This is a genomic window from Pseudoalteromonas sp. NBT06-2, from assembly GCF_002276045.1.
Taxonomy (GTDB): Bacteria; Pseudomonadota; Gammaproteobacteria; order Enterobacterales; family Alteromonadaceae; genus Pseudoalteromonas.
In genome coordinates this window covers 12630-32864 of record NZ_NQMR01000064.1, presented here as the reverse complement: position 1 = coordinate 32864, position 20235 = coordinate 12630, and the positions used below count along the sequence as shown (strand labels likewise).

General features: G+C 32.3%; 16 protein-coding genes. 7 read left to right on the top strand and 9 right to left on the bottom strand.

All coding sequences use genetic code 11. The features are described 5' to 3' along the window. Positions 1–198 precede the first annotated feature (198 nt). Entirely contained in the window at positions 199–651 is a 453-nt protein-coding gene (locus CJF42_RS13465; protein ID WP_095367181.1) for an arginine repressor, read from the bottom strand. A gap of 9 nt (positions 652–660) precedes the next feature. Further along, entirely contained in the window at positions 661–1788 is a 1128-nt protein-coding gene (locus CJF42_RS13460) for an arginase family protein (RefSeq protein WP_095367180.1), read from the bottom strand. A gap of 542 nt (positions 1789–2330) precedes the next feature. Between CJF42_RS13460 and CJF42_RS13455 the strand changes: the two genes are divergently transcribed. From CJF42_RS13455 to udp, 3 genes are all read left to right on the top strand, one after another. Continuing rightward, positions 2331–3968: a S41 family peptidase gene (locus CJF42_RS13455; protein ID WP_095367179.1), complete on the top strand. Its 1638-nt coding sequence runs from the start codon at positions 2331–2333 to the stop codon at positions 3966–3968. Between the two features lie 370 nt (positions 3969–4338). Beyond that, entirely contained in the window at positions 4339–4533 is a 195-nt protein-coding gene (locus tag CJF42_RS13450; RefSeq protein WP_095367178.1) for a (2Fe-2S)-binding protein, read from the top strand. A 161-nt stretch (positions 4534–4694) separates the two neighbouring features. Continuing rightward, positions 4695–5459 (top strand): uridine phosphorylase, encoded by a 765-nt coding sequence (gene udp / locus CJF42_RS13445; RefSeq protein WP_095367177.1) that lies wholly within the window; start codon positions 4695–4697, stop codon positions 5457–5459. Positions 5460–5713: 254 nt separating this feature from the next. On the opposite strand, the gene cdd is transcribed toward udp, so the two are convergent. The 4 genes from cdd to CJF42_RS13420 form a co-directional block, all read right to left on the bottom strand. Continuing rightward, positions 5714–6607, bottom strand: coding sequence for a cytidine deaminase (gene cdd, locus CJF42_RS13440; RefSeq protein WP_095367176.1), 894 nt, complete (start codon positions 6605–6607; stop codon positions 5714–5716). Between the two features lie 391 nt (positions 6608–6998). Next, complete coding sequence (locus tag CJF42_RS13430) at positions 6999–7580, bottom strand: hypothetical protein (protein ID WP_095367174.1); 582 nt, start codon at positions 7578–7580, stop codon at positions 6999–7001. Then, positions 7573–8118 carry a sigma-70 family RNA polymerase sigma factor gene (locus CJF42_RS13425; protein WP_095367173.1) on the bottom strand — a complete coding sequence of 182 codons (546 nt, stop codon included), beginning with the start codon at positions 8116–8118 and terminating at the stop codon, positions 7573–7575. The genes CJF42_RS13430 and CJF42_RS13425 overlap by 8 nt, the downstream gene beginning before the upstream one ends. 4 nt (positions 8119–8122) lie before the next feature. Further along, positions 8123–9781: a vWA domain-containing protein gene (locus CJF42_RS13420; protein ID WP_252097605.1), complete on the bottom strand. Its 1659-nt coding sequence runs from the start codon at positions 9779–9781 to the stop codon at positions 8123–8125. 584 nt (positions 9782–10365) lie between these two features. Between CJF42_RS13420 and CJF42_RS13415 the strand changes: the two genes are divergently transcribed. From CJF42_RS13415 to CJF42_RS13405, 3 genes are all read left to right on the top strand, one after another. Continuing rightward, positions 10366–12138 (top strand): MFS transporter, encoded by a 1773-nt coding sequence (locus CJF42_RS13415; RefSeq protein ID WP_252097604.1) that lies wholly within the window; start codon positions 10366–10368, stop codon positions 12136–12138. 276 nt (positions 12139–12414) lie between these two features. Beyond that, a complete protein-coding gene (locus CJF42_RS13410) occupies positions 12415–14340 on the top strand; it encodes a putative bifunctional diguanylate cyclase/phosphodiesterase (protein ID WP_095367185.1) in 1926 nt (641 codons plus the stop codon). A gap of 118 nt (positions 14341–14458) precedes the next feature. Next, positions 14459–15178, top strand: a complete 720-nt coding sequence (locus tag CJF42_RS13405) for a tetratricopeptide repeat protein (RefSeq protein ID WP_095367171.1) — start codon at positions 14459–14461, stop codon at positions 15176–15178. 11 nt (positions 15179–15189) lie between these two features. On the opposite strand, the gene CJF42_RS13400 is transcribed toward CJF42_RS13405, so the two are convergent. Both CJF42_RS13400 and CJF42_RS13395 read right to left on the bottom strand, forming a co-directional pair. Then, positions 15190–16632 carry a coniferyl aldehyde dehydrogenase gene (locus tag CJF42_RS13400; protein ID WP_095367170.1) on the bottom strand — a complete coding sequence of 481 codons (1443 nt, stop codon included), beginning with the start codon at positions 16630–16632 and terminating at the stop codon, positions 15190–15192. 55 nt (positions 16633–16687) lie between these two features. Continuing rightward, the gene (locus tag CJF42_RS13395) at positions 16688–17224 is read right to left on the bottom strand and encodes a peroxiredoxin family protein (RefSeq protein ID WP_095367169.1); all 537 of its coding nucleotides are present in this window, start codon (positions 17222–17224) and stop codon (positions 16688–16690) included. A 672-nt stretch (positions 17225–17896) separates the two neighbouring features. Between CJF42_RS13395 and CJF42_RS27515 the strand changes: the two genes are divergently transcribed. After that, on the top strand, positions 17897–18046 hold the full coding sequence (locus tag CJF42_RS27515) for a hypothetical protein (protein WP_170940607.1): 150 nt from the start codon (positions 17897–17899) through the stop codon (positions 18044–18046). Positions 18047–18805: 759 nt separating this feature from the next. On the opposite strand, the gene CJF42_RS13390 is transcribed toward CJF42_RS27515, so the two are convergent. Then, positions 18806–20161: a class II 3-deoxy-7-phosphoheptulonate synthase gene (locus CJF42_RS13390; protein ID WP_170940606.1), complete on the bottom strand. Its 1356-nt coding sequence runs from the start codon at positions 20159–20161 to the stop codon at positions 18806–18808. Positions 20162–20235: the final 74 nt, after the last annotated feature.

Below are 20235 nucleotides of genomic sequence, written 5' to 3'. Positions count from 1 at the left end.
ACTGACATAACAATGAAGTGTAAATTCTCAAAAGCTCCTTTTAGGCAGGTTTCATAGCGCTTTATACTGCGTTATTGGTTTTGATAAGGGAATAATCTATTGTCTGTAACCAATGCCTTGCCTAAAGCGCTTTGAACACCCGCTGATTGATCACTTTTAACAGTAATGGTATAACGAACAGAGTATTTTTATTACATCTTAATGAAACACTTGTTGTATAAGGGATTTTATATGGTCACAATCCTTAATAGAATTCGGTATTATCATTACATTATCATCCCCTGCTATTGTTGCTAGGATAAATTTTTTCATTGAAGAAGTTTCAATTATTCTTGCGATGATATCTGCAGAACCAGGGATTGTTTCTATAATTATTACAAATTGATTCGTATTTGTATTGATTACTAGTTCTTTAATTTGAGTATCCAGTGTTGGCATCATAAGTTCATGCTTAATTGCATAAACATATTCACCGTTGCTATTTTTAATATTAATAGCACCAATTTGTTTTAATATACGAGATATTTGTGGCTGACTTGTATTTTCAAAACCGCGCTCAGCCAAATAATAAGACAATTCGTAATGACTGCGAATTTGTTGCTCTTTAAGCAATGCTTTAATATTTTGGATAAGCGGGCTTTGTTTCATCATTAAACTCTATTATTTATTCATTGCATCAATTAAAAATGCAGAAATTTTTGCACCTTCTTTTAGCGTTGTTTCAGAGCTAGATTGACCTATTAATGAACTATCTGTAAAAGGGGCTATTTCCATCATATCTGCACCGGTAATTGGAAATTGCTTGCTTAATGCTTTTAATATTAATAGTGACTCATCTGGTGTCATACCATCTGGTTCAGGGGTACCAGTTGCAGAAGCCCATTTAGCATCCAAAGCATCAATATCAAAACTCACATAAAGTTCATCTACATTGTCACGTTTTAATTGCTCTATGATGTCATCAACAATATTCTGTGCGCCTTGCTCTTGAATTTCATGGGCCCAATGTTGTTTAACACCAAATGTCTCTTCCCAATGAGATTTTGGTTTACCACTTGAGCGTATACCTATTTGTATTAAATGGCTTGGATCAGGTAAGTATTCAAGAATATGTGTGCACCAAGAACCAAAACATAAATCAATACCTAAGCGTTCAACTAATAAATCAGTATGCGCATCAAAATGTATAATGGCTGTACGAATACCGCGATCACGTTTGGCTTTTAAAAAAGATTTAGTTAAGGGGTAACTAATAGAATGATCGCCGCCAATACCAAAAATACCTTTTTCAGGAAGGTTGGCATAAAAACTATCACATACATCTTCTGTTATAGATAAAGGACTTACAGCATAGTCTGATTTATTGTTAGCATCATCTTTTTTGTAAAGTGCTTTTTGACAATTTTCAATTGTGCCATCATTAAGGTATTTATCATGTAGTAAATGAGGAATAATACGAATATCCCCCATATCAAATGATTTAGTTTGTGGTTGTTGCTCAATCATAGTTGTACGAAGTAACAGTGGTCCCCAGTTAGCACCACGTAAAATACCCCCACCACAATCTGAGCTTATGCCTAAAATAACTGCTTTATGTTCAGAGCTTGGCAGTTCAGATATAGATGATTGCCATAACGCATTTACTTTTTCTTGTGCTGTTTCTTTATAAAGTTTTTGATGTAATGCCTCTTTACGTTCTTTTGCAGTATTAACTGTGAATACGCCATTACCTGGTGGACATAGACAGTTTTCTAGCTGTGTTTGAAATTCATTCCAGTTATTACTCATTTAATACCCTTATTTTATAAAATTGGTTATTTATTCAATTTATTAATTATAATGAATAACAAAATAAAAACGGCATGTTACTTAGTATATATAATCGAAGATATTTACTGATTGATTAATTTTTCTATCACATTATTATTTTAATTGTAAATTAAATTAAAAATATCAATTGGATAGGTAAAAAACAAAATGCGTAAGTTAAGTCGTTTTGAAATATTCATTCTATAAAAAATTGAAATAAACATGGCTTACCTAATTTAATATATTTAAACTTCAAGCATGTCAACTTAGTCTTATTCTCACTATTTTTTGGCATTGCTATATATTCACAATAGCTGCATAAAACCTTTATGCTTAAGCTCTGAAACTAGCATTTCAAAGTATCAGGTATATTTGTCAACATCATTAAAAAGAGAAATAGTAATAATGGTTACCACTTACCACTTACCACTTATCACTTATCACTTATTTTTGTGTTAGTTAATTTGGTTTTAATATAAAATATATTTACTTATAAAGTTGTAACATTAAAGAAGGAATTTATGGTATTGTATATACTAGGTAAGTCTAAAATAGCATTGGCTTTAAGTGTTGTTACATTAGTTGCATGTGGTGGTTCATCAAATAATGAAACAAAACCTGTAACAGAACCAAGCACTGGCATTACGCCTATCGAGGCTCCAACCTGGGTTGCAGGCACTTTTGAGCCGCAAAATAAATATAAAAATTATTGTGAAAACCCGAGAACAGGTAATGATCCTTATAATAATAGTGAACCCTACCCTGATAAAGCAGGCAGTGAGCTCCATGAAAAAATGTGGTTAAGATCTTATAGCGACCATACTTATCTTTGGTATAGTGAAATTGAAGATAATGATCCTAATAATTTTAATGTGGCTGATTATTTTTCCCAGTTAAAAACCAAGCAAACAACTGATTCAGGTGCTCAAAAAGATAACTTTCATTTTTCTCAGAATACAGCTGATTATAAAAAACAAACTCAATCGGGAGTGACATCAGGTTATGGTATTAGTTGGCAATTTGATTCAGTCGTACCACCACGGAAATTAATCGTACGATATACAGAGCCAAACTCTCCGGCAGCACTTTTGGACGTAAAGCGTGGTACTCAAATTATAGAAATTGATGGTGCGGATTTTGTTAATGGAAATAATGTAAATGCTATTAACGCAGGTATATTCCCATCAGAAGTGGGTGAATCCCATGATTTCAAGTTACTTGAGCCTGACGGCACGATGGTTACTAAAACATTCGTGTCAGCTGATGTGATTTCGTCACCGGTACAAAATACTAAAGTCATAGAGACACAAGTTGGCAAAGTAGGCTATTTACAATTTAATTCTCATATCGTTTTAGCACAAGAGGGGTTAATTAATGCGATTGCATTGTTTTCTGATGAAAATATATCAGAAATGGTCGTTGATTTACGTTATAACGGTGGTGGTTTTTTAGCTTTGGCCTCGCAATTTGCCTATATGGTCGCTGGCGACCATGCAACTAACGGTGCTACATTTGAAAAGACAATATTTAATGATAAACACCAGTCTACCAACCCTATTACTGGTAATACACTGTCCCCAACACCTTTTTTCGACAAAAAGATAGATTACACGACTTATCAGTTTACATCAGAAGACTTACCTAGCATCAACTTACAACGTATATTTGTATTAACAACAGGTTCAACTTGTTCAGCAAGTGAAGCTTTTATCAATGGCTTACGTGGAATTGATATTGATGTTATTCAAATTGGTAATACAACTTGTGGTAAACCATATGGTTTTTATCCGCAAGATAACTGTGGCGAAACTTATTTTACAATTCAGTTTAAAGGCGTGAATGCAAAAGGTTTTGGTGAGTACTCAGATGGTTTTGTACCAAAAGAGTCTCCTCAATATTTATCTGAAATTAAAGGTTGTAATGTTGCTGATGATTATTCAAAAGCTTTAGGTGATCCTAGTGAAGGCATGTTTAGTGCGGCACTTGATTATATGATATCAGAGTCTTGCCCTGTAGTTGCATTATCTAGAGCAGCAAAGGGTGATAATAAATTACAAAGTGGTGCTCAAAATGATGGTTTAGCGATAAAAGTCCCTAACCAAATCTTAAATTCTATTATCTTAGAGAATAAAATAAATTCTCATTTACCCATAAAATAGTATTTTATAAGTTGTGGGGTTTGAATGTTAATTAACCTCACAACTTTTAAAATTCGTACTCTAAAGCAAAGTAAAAACGATGAACTTTACCACCCCCCCAAAAAAAATCAGTAATAAAACCCGCTTTCCATATCAATTTCTTCGCGTTGGCGCGCAACAGTTTCAGAATTTATAGAAAACAAAGATATTAAAAAAATCAAATGAAATTATAGTCGATTATGTACTTGGTTATTATATACATAAACCAGAAAGGTGATTTATATACACTGTTATTAACTTTTAAATTGAATATACCATCAAAATTAATTTGATAATCATTATCGTTTGCATTAAAATTAAATTATTAAAATAATAATGAGTCTGATTAAATATGTATGTTTGTATTTGTAATGGTGTTACGACTAAAAAAATCGAAAACGCTATCGATAATGGTGCATATACTTTAAAACAACTTTCAACAGAACTTCATATTGGCAAACAGTGTGGTAAATGTTGTCAGTGTACAAAAAAGATATTGAATAACAAATTAATTAAAATTTCTAATCTAGAGCTGGATGTCGCATAAAACCTTTAAGGCTCTTTATTAATTCTATTATTCCCATCTTAACAGGACACAAGTCCTCCTCTAAATAAAAAAAACCTTTTATTCTAAGTTTAAATAATCTGCTATATATAAATAATAATAATTTTTTAGAATTAGCATTATAAAGTTTTTAAGGATTTTTAATGAAAACAGTGTTTCATTTGGGTTTAAATTCAGAGCAACTAAAAAAAGCAAAACTTGCTATTATACCGGGTGATCCGGCTCGGGCTGAGCGGATAGCTTCACATTTAACTCAAGTTACTTGCCTAGCTCAAACTCGTGAATATCATGTTTATTTAGGATATTTAGACGAGTATCCAGTTGTTGTATGTTCTACAGGTATTGGTGGCCCATCTACATCAATCGCTGTTGAAGAACTGGCACAATTAGGCATTCGTACTTTTTTAAGAATTGGTACAACTGGAGCTATTCAACCTCATATAAATGAAGGTGATGTATTAATAACACACGGGGCGGTAAGGTTAGATGGTGCAAGTCAACACTTTGCACCCATCACTTACCCTGCAGTGGCTGATTATTTCACGACTAAAGCGATGGTTGATGCATGTGAAACATTAGTGATGCCTTTCCATTTAGGGATCACAGCATCTTCAGATACATTTTATCCAGGGCAAGAACGTTATGATACCTTCTCTGGTTATGTTACTAACTCATTCCAAGGTAGTTTTGTTGAATGGCAAAAGCTTGGTGTAATGAATTATGAAATGGAATCAGCGACCTTATTTACTATGTGTTCGGCTTTAGGGTTAAAAGCGGCTTGTGTAGCAGGAGTGTTAGTTAATCGTACTCGTCAAGAAATTCCGGATGTAGATCATAGTTTAATTGAAGCTAAAAGTGTTTCAGTTGTACTTGAGGCAGCAAAAACTTTATGTAAGCAGCCTAGTTAGATTCTAGTTTCTTATACCAATCCCGATAATTAAGTGACCACTCAAAGCTTATGAGTTTTTTCAACTCTAGGCATGTTAGTGAATTAATGGTATTCCCTTTATAACTGATATAACAACGAAGTGTAAATTCTAAAAAGTTCCTTTTATACTGTGTTATTGGTTTTGATAAGGGAATAACCATTGTCTGTAATCAATGCCTTGACTAAAACGCTTTGAACTCCCGCTGAATGACCATTTTATTAACGGAAATGGTATTAAATATTATCTGTTAATAATATATAAGTAAACGGTACTTCAAAGTCATAACTTTTTAGTACTGCTTTAGTAACATTTAATTGATTTTCGATGTTAGCCATTTCAACTAAAGTCACCATTTCTATTTCTTTTTTAATAAACTCTCGTCCTGATAAAACTAATTGACTAATAGCTGCTTGTAATGGAGATAAGCTTGGGCTGTAAGCTGCATTTTCAGCATAACGACCATAAAATACTTGTCCATCAAAAGTCCTAATTTCACATGATGCTAAATTTTTGGAATAAGGAGCATAACTTGAACTTACTTGTTCAAAAAAAGTAAGAGAAATTTCTTTAGGTTTTAAGCTTAGTTCTAAATTATTGACTGATGATAATAGGCCTAAATTATTACCTAAGTCCTTTGGTCCAAATGACATAGGTAAAAACTGTTTAAAGTTTAAAACTTTACCATTCAATAATATATCTACATTTTGTGCACATGCTAATTCATTTATGAATTGGCGGCAATAACCACAAGGTGCAGCATTTATTGCAAGTTTAGATATACTGCTTTCACCATGTAGCCAAGCATTACTAATCGCTGACTGTTCACCATGTAAAACTAAAGACAGTGCTTGATTTTTGAATTCAAGATTAGCACCAAAATACAAATTTCCAGAGCCCCCCACAACAATAGCACCAACATGAAAATTTGAAATGGGCGCAACCGAAAAATCAGCTGCAAATGATAATAAGTTTGTTAATAATTCATCGAGGGTAACATTATATTTATTTTGTAGCCAAGATATATATTTGGCACTTAACATGCCTTTAGTATCTTTTAAAAGGGATTTTATTTCTAGAGTTTGATTTGTTGCAAAATTTATTTTTAGAAGCGTTGAACTTGAAAGCATATGTTTATTATTATTGTTAATGGTCCACCATTTTATGGATTTAACGTGCAGTATTCAACCAATGTTTTGCTTTTTTACGACAATCAAAACGTTTTGCTTTTTACAATAACAAATCATGATGAAAACCTCGGAAACCAACTATTCTTGCTATTTTTAAGCCCTTTAAAAGCGCTTAAATTTGTATCACTAAATTGATTACTGCTATTGCGGGATATTGATGTTCTAATTCTACTACATCTACTAATAGATTATGGGTAGAGCATAATCTACAAACTGGGTTGTTTTTTTATAATCTCAAGCTTTGCATGAGCATTTTTTCACAGACCTTGCCTATTAGTCATTTGACAGATATAAACATTTGAGTCAAATTGAGAGGTGTTCACATTAAAGACTATCTTGACTCAAAAAGTTTAGGGTAACGTTTCTCCAATTGCACTTTTATGTCAGGGTATTGAGTAACTAAATTTGTTAACCGTTTTCTAGCTTCATCTTTTTTACCTTGTACAATCAGTTCATCAATTTTTTTAAATATTATTGGGTCAAACTTTAAAGGGCCTGTACTACGAGTTTTTAATGGTTGAAACTTTTGATTCAACTCTAGCTTAGGAGAATCTATATCTTGGGAATATTTTTTTTCTTGCTGCACTATACTTGATTCTATTTGTTTTTCTTTTGCTAAGGGAGCTTCCATTATTGGTGACCGCTGCTTGTATAATTGTGGCGCTGAATTTAATTCGATATCATTTTGATAAGTACTATTATTCAAAATATATAATGTAGAAACTAAAGTAATAGATGCAGCTACTGAAATTGGAAAGCGCCACTTATAATAATATTTAAAGTCATTTTTGCGTAAAGCTTCTTTTGCATTGCATATAATGGCCAAATCAATTTCTTTAGGGGGAATTTCCGTCGCACTTAATTTATATAATTTATATAATTTATCTATTTGTTGATTATTAAGTTTACTCATAAACAGCCGTCCCAAACTTATTATTAAGGCATATCTTCAGTTTAGAATATGCATATCGTATTCTACTTTTAATTGTTTCTTTATCACAGTTTACAATATTTGAAATCTCTATTAAATCAAACCCTGCATCCTGTTTTAAAATAAAAGACTCTAACTGTACCGATGATAAGTTATTTAAACATAATTTTAATTGCTCGATGATTTCTATACGCTCCAAATTATCAATAATATTTGATGCCAATTCTGTTGGTTCATTATTATCTTGAAACACTGAAGATGATTTTCTATATTCATCAATTAATAAATTATGAGCTATATGGTAAATCCAAGTTGTAAATTTAGCACTTCGTTGGTAACTATTTTTAGCTTTAATAATTTTATGCCACACATCTTGAAATAGTTCCTCGGTTTTATCCTGCTCTTTACATTGACGTCTGAAATAGCGGTATAAGGGCCCTTTATGTTTTAAATATAGTGTTTCGAAAGCCTTTATATCTCCTGCAACATAACTGAGCATTAAATCTTCATCACTAATCATTTTTTCAAAGTGCCTCAGCAGTTCTGACTAATTGAATAAATTCTGCGCGATAACCAAAATCATCGGACCCTTTGTTTAGCTTAGCAAGTTCAATCACATCATGATAAGTATATCTTTGTGTATATTTACCGCCTTTTAATAATTGTGCAAAGCCAGAAACTGCTACTGAAAACCCAAAGTTATCACTTGCATGCTCTAAGTTACTTTTAATATCCGAACGCAATATCACTTTTGATATTAGCTGACTTATATTACTATTTTGGGCTTTATATCTTAATTTTATAAATGCCAATTCATTATGCTTTAGCTCTGTTATTTTTTTTATTTTATTTTGATAGCGTAGTTTATCTATACGTTTATTTTTAGAATTTGACAAAGTAAGTTCATATAAAGCAGTTACTGTATGTCCTGCCCCCATTTCACCAGCATCCACTTTATCATTATTGAAATCCTCTTGTTTAAGAAGTCTATTTTGGTAGCCTATCAGTCTGTATTCAGAAATTTGGTCGGGATTAAATTCAACTTGAATTTTTACATCTTTGGCAATAATCTGCATGGTAGCGGATATTTCGTCGACTAATACTTTTCTCGCTTCATTAATATTGTCTATATAAGCGTGGTGACCATTTCCAATATCTGCTAGTTGTTCCATTAAAGCATCATTATAATTTCCATGACCAAAACCTAAGGTGGTTAAGGTAATACCTGATTCCTTGTTTTTTATGATTAATTCTTTTAGTTCATCAACTGATTTAGTTCCTACATTAAAATCACCATCAGTTGCTAAAATAACGCGGTTAACCCCCTCTTTTTTGAAGTTTTGTTGTGCAAGTTGATAGGCCAATGTTATGCCACTGCCTCCATTTGTAGAGCCACCGGCTTGTAACTTTGCTAATGCCATCGAAATTTTATGGTATTCATTCCCTTTGGTCGGTTCTAATACAACACCTGCTGCACCGGCATAAACAACAATTGAAACTGTATCGTTTTGGTCTAGTTGTTTAGATAACATTAATAAACTGCGTTTTAATAAAGGTAATTTATTTTCAGCTTTCATTGAACCGGATACATCAAGTAAAAAAACTAAATTTGCATCATTAAGAGATGATTTATCTATTTCGAAACCTTTTAAGCCAATTTTTAATAATTGCCGATTGTGGTCCCAAGGAGCAGGCGCTACTTCAGTATAAACTTTAAAAGGAGTATTTATATTAGCAGGGGATTGATATTGATAATCAAAATAATTAATAAACTCTTCGATCCGCACTGCATTAGACGGAGGAAGTTTCCCCATGTTTAACATGCGTCGACTATTAGTATAACTTCCTGTATCTACATCAACTGAAAAAGTAGATACAGGCTGAATATGTGCCTGTTGAAGCTCATTTTCAGGATTATTATTATATTTTTCTGTATTGACTTGGTCTGACAAGTTTGGGCGGATTATATGAATTGGGTGGGAGTATGCTTGTTTATAGGCATTACCTGGGGCAGCCTTCTTCACCATAACTTCAGATTTTGGCACTGATAATTTTTGCTTCTTAATAATTTTTGGGTTTATAATTTCATTTTCTGACCTATTTTTTGTTTGTGGACTGCAAGCTAATAAAGTTGATAATGTAATACTGGAGAGTAAAATAGACTTCATTAAAATGGTGTTCATAGTCATAACCTTGAAAATTGTGTTATAGATATAAACGATCGATTCCACAAAAAGGGTTAAATTATTTTTTTAATAATTAAATTTAAAACTCTAGCTTGATCATCAGATAACCATTTTTAAAAGATATTATCTTCTTAATCGCGATAAAGTAATTTATAGCCGATTCAAAGATTATCTTTTGATAGGATTTGATGTCGCGTTAAATACAGTCAGATACATAAATTTCTTTTCCTATATTTATTTTTACACAAGGCATAGATAATTGGAAAATACTTAGTCGTCTCTTTAAGAAAACTCAATAAAGCGCATAAATATTTTTAAACCATTTATTAATACGTTTACTAGGCGCTTAATCTCTATGTTACAACTTATTTAAAAGGAATAACCTATTTGCACAAAGTTGTGCCTTGATATTAAAAATCTATGAAACGCTGTATTCCACATCTTCAAGTAGCTACTTACTTCTCTATAAATAAACAGTCGCTTCATAGATGTTTGGAGTGTATATTGTATGCATTTATAGATTTTAAATTTTAACTAGGCTTGCTCATGGCATTACATGTTGAGTAAATTAGGAGAGTAATGTGTCAGATGAACAGATTATCGTAAAAGATGTAAATAGTATCATTGAGGTAAAAGGTAAAACTAATTCTATATTTGGTTTTAGTAATAACTACTACGTCGCTAACACAATGGAAATTTTTGAGCGACTTGCATGGTATGGTATTTTTGGTGTTTTATCTCTATATATGACAGCGCCAACTGATCTTGGTGGTTTGGGGGTTTCAGATCAACAACGGGGCACATTATCAGCAGTTGTAATGAGTTTTATTTATCTATTACCTGTCATAACAGGTGCTTTGGGTGATAGATATGGTTATAGGAGGATGTTGCTAATTTCGTTTGCTTTGATGACTCCATCTTATTATTTATTAGGACAAGTAGATTCTTACGGCACATTTTTCCTTATTTATATGGTACTTGCTGTTGGTGCCGCAATTTTTAAACCATTGATTGTTGGTACTGTAAGCCGAGAAACAACCGATGAAAATAGAAGTCTAGGTTTTGGATTATTTTATACTATGGTCAATATTGGTGGTTTTTTAGGCCCTTTGACTGTTGCATATCTAAGAGAGATAAGTTGGGATCTAGCCTTTACTATGGCTGCAGCAGCAATTGCAATTAACTTTATACCAGCTATATTTTTATTCAAAGACCCCGCTAAAGAATCAGATTCACCAAAAAATAATAAATCCATAAAAAAGATCTTAATAGAAGTACAAGATGTTTTAGGTAATGGTCGATTAGCTTTATTGGTAGTTCCGATAATGATCTTACTATTGATCCCAGGAACGGGGCTGTTGGAATGGAAAGATGTTGGGATTATTTGTTTTTTATGGTTATTTATAAATTTCATTTGGGATAAAATATCGAAAAAGCAAAATTATAATTGGTATAGTAGTAAAATTAAATTAGGAAATGTGCCCTTTATTCTGTACTTACTTATTTTAGCGGGATTTTGGGCTGTATATATTCAAATTTTTGTCTCTTTGAATATTTTTATAAGGGACTATATAAATACAAGCGATTTGATTACTTTTTTCAACTCTATAGACCCTATTATGTCAAATTTTATATCAGGGGCGAATGTTGAAAAATTGGTTCCACTTATACAACAATTAAATCTAGCTCATACTGAAAACGTAACACCTGAAATTATTCAGCAAGTTTATTTCAAACTCACAAATTATAGTGTGATGATCCCAGCAAATGAAATATCTCAGCTATTGAACTTAGATCAAAGTTATTTAGATATAAATAAAGCAAATATAATTAGTAATGAGTGGATTAGTAAGTATCAGCAAGTAAAACCTGAAATTATCGCGTCTATTAATTTTGGTTCTATCGTTATTTTACAACTTTTCTTTAGCAAATTTTCTGCTAAATTCAAAATATTTCATGTATTAATTGGTGGGACTTTATTGTTATCTTTGAGTTATTTGTTACTTGCAGTGGCACCATCCTTATTAATTTCTGGTACTGCTGTTGTAGCTGCTGTACTATTATTTTCAATCGGTGAAATGTTAGTCTCTCCAAAAAGTATGGAATATATTGCTATGGTAATGCCAAAAGAAAAATCTGCGATGTACCAAGGTTACTTATATTTGGCATCAGCTTTTGGTTTTCTCGCTGGTGGCCTTTTGTCAGGTGTTGGTTATGAATATTTTGCAAAAACATTAAATAAACCAGGCTACTTTTGGTATATGTTTTCTATCATTGGTGTTATTTCTGCTTTAGCCTTACTAGTTTATGATAAATATTTTTCTAATAAATTAGAATCTCAAAAGCAAACTTAACTCCAGTGCGTTATTTCTACATCTATTGTTTTATCGTGTTGTAATAAGTACATGAAATTAGATTCGGTATAAAAAGTTTTATATGTATTGTTTTAAATTTAATATAAAATTGTTTCCATTCTTTTCATACACTATACTTTGCCTATATTTTAAATGTTTTCAAATAAATATACTGCAACTTTATGTTTTTATAGGAACTTATGTCGAATTGTTCGAAGTTAAAACAATTAAAAGGACTGTAAGGTGAAAGATCATACCCATGGATTTTTAAAATCAATGCTTGTCTTTTGTTTCAGTCTGCTATTGGTATATATCATTTTCATTTTATCTTTCACTCAAGGTATGTTCGCGGTACATCAAGATTTATTTCCTTCGAGTGTTGAACAAATATCAATAGAAGAAACACAGCAAGTAACGAACCCTATATTGTCTGCCCTTTTTTTAAATAACAGTATTTTTATTCAAAATAAAAAAACATATTTTGTAGTGAAAAAAAACAATGATTTTTATCATGCTGTCCCTATGCATACCATGTTCAATAAAGTTATCTTGTTAACTAATTTTCCACTTTTACTTTTAATTTTTAGTATGTTTTTATTACAACTTTATTTAAGCTTAAAAAATAGAAGAAAAAACAATATTTTATTCTTACAAATAAATAAAAAATTAAATTCGCTTAATCAAACCTTTAATATTCCGGTAATTGAAGAGTCAAATCATACAACGCTGTCAAAATTAAATTCTTCATTAGATATTATTATTGATAAAGCAAATAAATTTCAAAACGAATCTTCAATCAACATTTTCCAAGATAAGTTGACAGGGTTATCTGATAGACATGCCTATTTAAAACATTTAGGAGAACAACTAGAAAAAGCTGAAAAGCAAAATATGAAAAAATGTCTTCTATTTATTGATTTGGACGGATTTAAACAGGTTAATGATTCATTTGGGCATAGCTTTGGTGATGAAATTTTAATACAAGTGGCTGAAAGGTTATCAACAACAGTTAGAAACCAATCATTAAGCTCGTTGGATTCAGCCACATCACTTGAAAAAAACTTGTCACGTTTGGGAGGAGATGAATTTTCCATCTTTATAGAAAATGTTGATGATCTCTCTAAAACAGTCGAAGTCGCACAACATGTCATTCAAGAGATAGAACGAGACTTTGTATTAGGAAATAAAATCATAAAAATTGGGGCTAGTATTGGTATTGCAGTATATCCTGATAGCGCTGTAAATGCGCATGCCTTACTACAAATGGCTGATGTCGCTATGTATCGTGCTAAAACAGATGGACGAGGTATATTTAGAATTTACTCTCCTGAAATGGGTAATAAAATGCGTAGACACCATTATTTACTTGAAGAAATGAGGTTAGCACTAGCAAACCAAAACTTTAAATTATCATTTCAGCCAATTGTCAATGTTCAGAATTGTAGTATCCTTTATTTTGAGGCATTAGTTAGATGGAACCATCCTGTCGAAGGTGAAATAACGCCATGTGAATTTATTCCTATTGCTGAAGATTCTAATTTTATCCTACCGTTAGGTGATTGGATAATGCATGAGGCATGTAGGGAAATGGCTGCTTGGTTTAATGCTGGCATGAAAAAAGTGAAAATCTCCGTTAATATTTCAGGAGTTCAACTAAAACACAAGGATCTGCACCCTTGGGTGATGGATATACTAGAACAAACGGGACTACCTCCCTATGCTTTGCTTTTAGAAATTACAGAGTCTTGCTTTATAGAAGCTACAAATAAAACCATTGAGCAACTAGAATTGCTCCGAAAAGAAGGAGTTCAAATTGCCATTGATGACTTTGGTACGGGTTTTAGTTCATTAAGCACATTAGCTGATTTACCAGTAGATATTATTAAAATTGATAAATTATTTATAGATCAGGCAAATGAAAAAACTAAATATAATAAAATTTTAGAATCTATTAGTGAATTAGGAAAAAAACTTAATTTAAAATTAGTTGCAGAAGGCGTTGAAAAAATGGAACAATTTGAATTGGTACGTAAACTGGGTATTCAATGTGTTCAAGGCTATCTAATTAGTAGGCCTGAAACTTCTCGAAATATAGGTATAAAAGTACTAAAACATAACTTAAATCATATTGCTATGACTGGTACAAATGCATGGCTTCCACAGAAGTTTAATCTCAGTAATAAAAGTGCAGTAGACAATTAAACATCAGGTAAATATTAGTATCCAGGAAACTATATTTTTAACAAATAAATAAAACTGGATTTGATGATTTATGCAAGCTAGAATCAATACACCGAGTTAAATTTATGTGGCTAACAATATGATATTCAGACAATTGAAGTACACGATATTAGCAGTAGCTTTTTTATCCGTTCCGGTATTTGCTGATTTACAAAAAGGTATCAATGCTGCAAATAGTGGTGATTTTGAAACCGCCCTTAGTGAGTTTCAATACTTAGTTGAACATGATTATGCCCCTGGCATGTACCATTTAGCCGAATTATATTCACGTGGTTTAGGCGTTCCTAAAGATCAACAAAAAGCGATTCAGTTATACCAAGATGCGTCGGCAAGAGATTTTACTGATGCGACTTTCGCATTAGCTGTGATTTATAAAGATGGCAATGGGGTTAAAGCCAACCTAACTAAGTCCTTAGATTTATTCACACTTGCAGCTGAAAAAGGTATGTCTGTGGCCCAGTATAACTTAGGTGTTATGTATACTAACGGTGAAGGCACTCGCAAAAATTATCATACAGCCGTGAAGTGGTATATTAAATCAGCGGCACAGAATTATACTTTAGCGCAATTTAATCTCGCATTGATGTATTTTGAAGGTCTTGGAGTGAATAAAAGCATTGAAATGTCTTATATATGGAATTCCATAGCAGAGTATAATGGTAATAAACAAGCAAGCCAAAGTAGAATGCTAGATGAAAAGAAACTATCACCTAGTCAAATTAAATTAGCAAAAGATAAAGCTTCTTCTATGTATTACAAGATAAAAGAAGGCAAGTATAATGGTGGGAGACGGATTTAATCTAAGTCAGGTTAATTTATAAATATTTTTTCAAGTACTCTTTGCATCATCTTTTTATAATGATTTAAGCATAAACTTCTAGGGCTAAATCGATAACTTTTTAATACTGTTTTAGCTTTAGAAAAAGTCAAAAAACCTTCTTTTCCATGATATTGCCCCATACCTGATGGCCCTATGCCGCCAAAAGGAGCATCATCAGCAGATACGTGCATTAAAGTATCATTAATGCACACTCCTCCGCTGTGAGTATTTTCAAGTACATTTTTCTGAGTTTTTTTATTAAAACTCATTAAATATAAAGCTAAAGGACGATCTTTTTTATTTATGTAATCAATTGCATCTTCGAAGTTTTTATAGCCGATCAACGGTAAAATTGGACCAAATATTTCATTTTTCATTAATAACATATCTTCAGTCACATTTGTTATTAATTGGGGTAAGAGACGATGTTTTTTCGAGTCAATTGAGGTTTGAGTGACAGCTGATACAGTTGCGCCTTTATCAATAGCATCTTCTAAATAGCTATTTAACCTTGAAAACTGTTTATTATTTATAATAGAGCTGAAATTTACATCATTAATTCCCTCCGGATAGGCTTTATTAAATTCTTGAATAAAACAATCAATAAATCCTTGTACTTTTTCTTTGGGTAATAAAATATAATCAGGGGCAACACAGATTTGACCTGCATTTAAACATTTACCAATTAGAAGTCGTGAAACTGCTGTTTTAATATCAATTTCATCATCAATAATGACAGGTGACTTACCACCTAACTCTAGTGTAACCGGCGTTAAATTATCTGAAGCTGCACGCATTACCTGTTTGCCAATTTCTGTTGATCCGGTAAATAATAAATGGTCAAAAGGTAAGGATGAGAATTCGCGAGAGACATCTCTTTCACCTTCAATGACAATTATATCGGCTGACAGCGGTTTGAGAAGCTGTGTGATTATTTGATTGGTATGAGGTGTAAATTCACTTAACTTAACCATTATTTTATTACCAGCAGCCAGAGCAGTTGCAATAGGACCTAAGCTCAAAAATATGGGGAAATTCCAAGGAACAATTATGCCAACTACACCTAGAGGTTGGTATTGTACTTTTATTGTAGAAGGTGCTAAAAGTAGCCCACTTTTTCGGTATGAAGGCTTCATCCATTTAGCTAAGTTTTTGGTGGTATATTTAATATGTTGAACAGTTGGTAGTATATCTGCGAGTACAGAGTCAAAATTACTTCGTTGGCCATAATCTGTTTCTAGTGCTTTTAAAAGTTCAGGCTTAAATTTTATAAGGTTTGTTTTTAATACTTTAAGCTGTTCAATTCTTATATCTTTATGTGGATTAACTTGTTTTTCAAAGTCTAATTTCAAAGTGTTAAAGCTATCTATTAATTGCGCATTGTTTTTACAGTTGTTTGTTTGTACTTTGTATAATTTATCATGTGGACTCATCAATATCTCAATAGAATAAATAGTCTAATATTAAAACTTATCAAGCTATTAAGTTTTAGTCAATTAATTCAATGGTACTTTTTGTGATGTTTAAGGATTTTAAATTTTTAGCAATATCTTCTGCAGCTGTTTCAGGGTTTATATCTTCGTCTATTTTTATAATATTTCCGTTTAAACCAATATAGAAAGTAATTCTACTTGCTACTTTAAATAAATTTAAAACATCATATGCTTTTGCTGTTTCTTTGGTTGGATCACTTAACATTGGAAAATCTGCTTTGGTTTTCTTTGCAAAATCACGATTATCATCAAGAGGATCAACAGAAGCCATAAAGTAACGGGCATTATACTCTCGGATCAAATGACCTTTTTGAACTAAAGAACGACATTCTATTGTACAACCTCGAGTATTAGCCATTGGATACCATGCTAAAACAATGACTTTTTTGTTTTTATAATCACTTAATCGGTAATAGTCACCTGTTGTAGCCTGTAAATTAAAATCAGGCGCAAGATCTCCTACTTTTAAATTTGTTGTATTGCCAAAAAAACTTGTTAAAAAAATAATTAATACTGAAATGTATTTAAACATATTTATTACAAAACCTATTTATAAATCGCTTTTAATTAATGATATAGATCAATTAAATAAATAGCAAAATATCTATTAAAAACAATGTCGTAATTTATGTACAACATATTGTCGAAGCTTGTTTTACTGTTCCGAACACAATTGTTCCATTTTGAAACTAAGTATTCATTACCACCATCAAACTTATTACCTTTAACTGAAGTGATTGATCGCTCTAATTGATGGTAAATTTCACCTCTGTTCAGAGCTTGAGTGTTTTTTCTTTAATTTTATAACCAAGCTACCTCAAGATGCATAATTCAGCGTTTCATAGATACTTAATATCAAGGCGTAACTTTGTAGAAATGTTTGTTTCTTTTTAATAAGTTGGAACGTAGAGATTAAGCGTCTATGGAATACCTAAGGTGTTATTTAATAACAATTTATGCCGCGTTATTGATTTGACAAGGGGGCGACTATTCCTTGGTATCAATGCCTGATTAAATCTTTTGTAATGTCAACTGATACTCGTATTATATATATACCCAAACCACTTCAGATGCAGGATTCAGTTGGAATTAGAAATGCTTTAGGCAAGGCATTGATTGAAGAACATGGTTATTCCCTTTTCAAAATCAATAACGCTGCATAAAGTATTTATAAATCAACCTTACAGGGACTTCTGAGCAAATCATGCTCGTTGTTGCCTGCATGGATGTAGGTACTAGAGCAATGCAGGAGCATATTGCCGGTCCATATTTTTTTAAGGGAGTAACCATTAATGCAAAGATGCGCCTAGATCATGAATTGCTCAGCAGTCCTGAACCTCACATCTTGAAGTGACTTGGGTATATGGTTGCCATTATCTTCATTCAATAAATACTAAATCAAAAATAGCATTCACACTGTGGGTACCGTGAGCATCGGTTGATATGGTATTAGGCTGTATTTCTGAATAATTGTTATATAATAAGTCAAAATAAAAATGGCCTTCATACTCATCACGTAATTCATCATTTTAAATGAATGAGCTCGATATCAATAGACAAGAAGAGTGAGCGGATAAGCTTTTTAATTTTACTCTATTGTATATCGATAAATTACAATTCATATTGACGGCTATCAAAGTATTTGTTATCTAAACTCTGACTTAGCAAAACTTAATACGAGTTTGAGTGCTCATATGATAATACAGATGAGATAATATGCTGAAACCTTGCGTAACGAGCAAAAGCAATTCTATTTTGGCCAAAAAATGCAATGCTTTCATCGCAAATATATCTTGGTTCTAAGGTGATTTTTACAACATAGTTTAGTCTTTTAAGTATTGATTTTTATGCATTTCACTTTAAAAATCAGGAAAACTTGTATAGTCAAGAAGTTTTCAATAACGTATAAACTAACTGATGAATTTATTTATCAAGTGATAAATGCAAAATACTGTCTACATACAATACCAATAATAAATTGGTAAAGGTCTTGAATAGTAATATATTTGATTTGTAAAACCCTGTAATAATATTGTAAAACTGGCAGTTACACCGAATTAATACAGGGTTGAATATATGGGGAGATGATTACCGCATTATATTTTATAATTAGTTAGCGATTACTTCTTGCGTCTTTTAGTAAATCAGCAACTAAGAAACCTAACTCTAAAACTTGATCAGCATTTAGGCGAGGATCACATTGTGTTTTATATCTCTGAGCCAAATCGTGTTCAGATAGGCCATAAGCACCACCTGTGCATTCTGTTACGTGTTGACCAGTCATTTCTAAGTGTATACCACCTGGGTATGAACCTTCTGCATTATGTACTGCAAAGAATTGGCTTATTTCACGTAAAATATTATTGAAACTACGCGTTTTATATCCATTACTTGCTTTTTCAGTATTGCCGTGCATAGGATCAGAAGTCCATACAACTTTACGGCCTTCTTGTTCAACTTTACGAACTAATGCGGGTAACTTATCAGCAAGTACATCTGCGCCCATTCTTGTAATTAATGTTAAGCGACCTGGAATATTATCAGGATTAACAGCATCAATTAAGCGGATCAAATCTTCTGGATCCATTCCAGGACCAACTTTTACACCAATTGGATTTTTGATGCCACGGAAGAACTCTATGTGTGCGTGATCTAACTGTCTTGTTCTTTCACCGATCCAAACAAAGTGAGCAGAGCAATCGTACCAATCACCAGTTAAGTGATCTCTACGCGTTAAAGCTTCTTCGTAACCTAATAATAATGCTTCGTGAGAAGTATAAAGGCTTGTTTCTTTTATGCTTGGTGCATTACTCGCATTTATGCCACAAACTTCCATAAATTCAAGAGCTTCTTGAATCTTAGCAGCTAGAATTTGATATTTTTCTTTAAGTGGGTTCGCTGCTACAAAACTCATATTCCAGCGATTTACTTGATGTAAATCAGCTAACCCTCCCTGAGCAAATGCACGTAACAAATTTAATGTCGCTGCACTTTGATGGTATGCAGTTAAAAGACGCTTAGGATCTGGTATTCTAGCTTCTGCGGTGAAATCAATACCATTTACAATATCACCACGATAAGAAGGTAAATTTATGCCATTTACTGTCTCTAAATCAGCAGAACGAGGTTTTGCATATTGACCAGCCATACGTGCGATTTTGACTACAGGGCATTTACCTCCATAAGTTAAAACAACAGCCATTTGCAATAATGTTTTAAAGGTATCACGGATCCCTGCAGCATTAAATTCAGAAAAAGATTCTGCACAATCTCCACCTTGTAATAAAAAGGCTTTACCTTCACATACTTCAGCTAATTGTTTATATAGACTTCTCGTTTCTTCTGCAAAAACTAAAGGTGGTGCACTATTTATTTGGCTTTCTACACTTGCTAATTCTGCAAGGTCTGGGTATTGCGGTTGTTGCACAATTGGGGATTCTCTCCAACTGTTAGGACTCCAAGATTTCACTGTTATTTCCTCATTCCGTATAACAATATTAAAATTTAATACATATATTTATGTATACACTGAATTTACCTATC

Coding starts and splice junctions, on each gene's coding strand:
- udp (WP_095367177.1), top strand. CDS start 4,695: ATGAAAACAGTGTTTCATTTGGGTTTAAATTCAGAGCAACTAAAAAAA.
- CJF42_RS13395 (WP_095367169.1), bottom strand. CDS start 17,224: ATGTTTAAATACATTTCAGTATTAATTATTTTTTTAACAAGTTTTTTT.
- CJF42_RS13405 (WP_095367171.1), top strand. CDS start 14,459: ATGATATTCAGACAATTGAAGTACACGATATTAGCAGTAGCTTTTTTA.
- CJF42_RS13430 (WP_095367174.1), bottom strand. CDS start 7,580: ATGAGTAAACTTAATAATCAACAAATAGATAAATTATATAAATTATAT.
- CJF42_RS13425 (WP_095367173.1), bottom strand. CDS start 8,118: ATGATTAGTGATGAAGATTTAATGCTCAGTTATGTTGCAGGAGATATA.
- cdd (WP_095367176.1), bottom strand. CDS start 6,607: ATGCTTTCAAGTTCAACGCTTCTAAAAATAAATTTTGCAACAAATCAA.
- CJF42_RS13465 (WP_095367181.1), bottom strand. CDS start 651: ATGATGAAACAAAGCCCGCTTATCCAAAATATTAAAGCATTGCTTAAA.
- CJF42_RS13420 (WP_252097605.1), bottom strand. CDS start 9,781: ATGAACACCATTTTAATGAAGTCTATTTTACTCTCCAGTATTACATTA.
- CJF42_RS27515 (WP_170940607.1), top strand. CDS start 17,897: ATGCTCGTTGTTGCCTGCATGGATGTAGGTACTAGAGCAATGCAGGAG.
- CJF42_RS13400 (WP_095367170.1), bottom strand. CDS start 16,632: ATGAGTCCACATGATAAATTATACAAAGTACAAACAAACAACTGTAAA.
- CJF42_RS13460 (WP_095367180.1), bottom strand. CDS start 1,788: ATGAGTAATAACTGGAATGAATTTCAAACACAGCTAGAAAACTGTCTA.
- CJF42_RS13450 (WP_095367178.1), top strand. CDS start 4,339: ATGTATGTTTGTATTTGTAATGGTGTTACGACTAAAAAAATCGAAAAC.
- CJF42_RS13410 (WP_095367185.1), top strand. CDS start 12,415: ATGCTTGTCTTTTGTTTCAGTCTGCTATTGGTATATATCATTTTCATT.
- CJF42_RS13455 (WP_095367179.1), top strand. CDS start 2,331: ATGGTATTGTATATACTAGGTAAGTCTAAAATAGCATTGGCTTTAAGT.